Origin of the sequence: Streptomyces boncukensis, assembly GCF_011045075.1 — a bacterium.
Lineage (GTDB): Bacteria > Actinomycetota > Actinomycetes > Streptomycetales > Streptomycetaceae > Streptomyces > Streptomyces boncukensis.
On sequence record NZ_JAAKZZ010000867.1, the window covers coordinates 1 to 1,874 of the forward strand.

At 81.7% G+C, this 1,874-nt stretch carries 1 protein-coding gene and 1 pseudogene; both read right to left on the reverse strand.

Annotation, left to right across the window (positions count from 1 at the left end):
• Nucleotides 1-3 precede the first annotated feature (3 nt).
• Complete coding sequence (locus tag G5C65_RS36495; RefSeq protein ID WP_165303336.1) at nucleotides 4-1,383, reverse strand: hypothetical protein; 1,380 nt, start codon at nucleotides 1,381-1,383, stop codon at nucleotides 4-6.
• Nucleotides 1,383-1,874 (reverse strand): annotated as a pseudogene (locus G5C65_RS36500) (hypothetical protein); the annotation flags it as partial. The gene G5C65_RS36495 and the pseudogene G5C65_RS36500, both read right to left, overlap by 1 nt.

The window sequence follows — 1,874 nt, forward strand, 5'->3', positions numbered from 1 at the left end:
CGGCTACGCGCTCGGGGACATGCTCGATTCCGGGGAGGCCGTCTCGCCGCCGGGGCCGATATTGCCCCCGGCTCCGGGGCCGCCGCCCGGACCGTGGTTGCCGCCCGCTCCCTGGTTCCCGCCCGCTCCGCCGGGGCCTTCCTCGCCGCCCGAGCCGTCTCCGCCGCCGCCCCCGGAGCCGCCCGCACCGCCGGGGCCGCCGGGACCGCCGCCGGGACCGTGGTTGCCCCCCGCTCCCTGGTTGCCGCCCGCTCCGCCGGGGCCACCGCCGTTCGCACCGGGATCGCCCGGGCCGCCGGAACCGCCCGGGCCGCCGGAACCACCGGAACCGCCCGGACCGCCCGAGCCGCCCCCGTTGCCGGCTCCGCCCGACGCCGGGCCGCCGCCCGAACCGCCGTGCTTGGCACAGAACTTCTGCACGGCCGCGCCACCGCCCGCCGCGCGCTCCAGCTTGCGGCGGTCCTTCCCGCCGAGCTTGTCCGCGCCGTACGCCTGGCACAGCGCCGAGGCGAGGGCCCGCTTGCGGGCGTCCGGGCCGGAGCCGCCCGGCTGGTCCGGACCACCGTCGGCGTCCGGCGCTCCGCCATCGTTGTCACGGCGGCCGTCGCCGTCCCGCGCATCCTGTCCGCCGGGGCCGGCCTGGGGGGAGCCGGAGCGCGGCGCGTCGTCCCCGCCGCGGGTGTCCCGCGAGGCGCCGGAACCGCTCTGCCCGGTGCCGGGGCTGCCCGGGGTGCGCCGGGTGCCGTCGTCGCCTTCCGGGTCCGCGCTGCTTCGCGGCGACCCGTCGGTCAGGCGGGGCAGCGGCGAGCCGCTCACGGCAGGCGCGCCGTCGCCGCCGAAGGGCGTGGGCAGCACGCCGGCGCCCGCGGCCACCCCGACGCCGCCCAGCACGCACCCCGCGAGCGCCATCGCGAACCCGGCCCGCAGCGGGCTGCCCGCGAACAGGGCGCGCGTCCCGTGCCGTACGCCGTGCCCCATGCCGTACACCGTCCAGCGCGCCCGGCGCTCCCCCGCGGCCCCGTGCGCCGGGGAGCTCCCGGAAGGGGAAGCGGAATCCGAACCGGAATCGGCCCGGGGGCCCGTCACACCGACGGAGCCGCTGCGCAGCACGCCGGGCCGCGCGGCGCGGAAGGCGTCCAGCGCCGCGGCCTCGCCCGGCAGTTCCACGGAGGCCGAGCCGGGCGCGGGGGACTGGGGCGGCGCGTGGGCCGCGGCCAGCTCGTCGAGCGCGGCGGCGAGCCGCTCCGCCGTGCGCCGGTCGGCTTCCCGGAACCAGCTGTCCTGGGGGACGTCGAGGCGTGTGTGCTGGGAGTCGACCGGCAGACCACGCAGCAAGCGCTCCGCGGTCTCCTCGTCCAGCCAGTCGTCCCGGTCGTCCGCCATCACGTTTCCCTCAGCGTTCGGGTGGCCCTCCGCGTCACACCGCGCGCCATGTCCCGGGTCCGGTTCTCGCCACGCCGCCCGTCCCGGTCCGGGGCGGACGCGGAACCACCGGCGGAGGCCGGCGGCCCGCCGGAAACCGGTGCTCCGGGGGGCTCCGCGGCCCGCCATGCGGCGCGCCCGCCGCTCCCGCGGCCCGGCGCGGCCCCCGCGGCACCGCCGGTGCCGGCGCCGCGGGCCCCGCCGAGGTCGGCCGGATCGCCCAGCACGCCGCCGGTGCCGGACGTCCCGGTCGTCCCGGGCACCCCCGCCGTCCCGGACACCCCGGACACCCCGGCCGCTCCGCCCGCGCCTGCCGCTCCGCCCGCGGCGTCCCCGGCGCCGGCCGCGCCGCCGCCCTCCGGCGTACCGGGCGCCTCCGCCGGGCCGCTTCCGGCCGCCGGTCCGTCCGCCGTACCGGACCCGTCCTGCCCCGGCCGCCCCCGGGACCCGCC

Excerpts from the sequence above, each read along its gene's own strand:
- G5C65_RS36495 (WP_165303336.1), bottom strand. The coding sequence starts at position 1,383 with ATGGCGGACGACCGGGACGACTGGCTGGACGAGGAGACCGCGGAGCGC.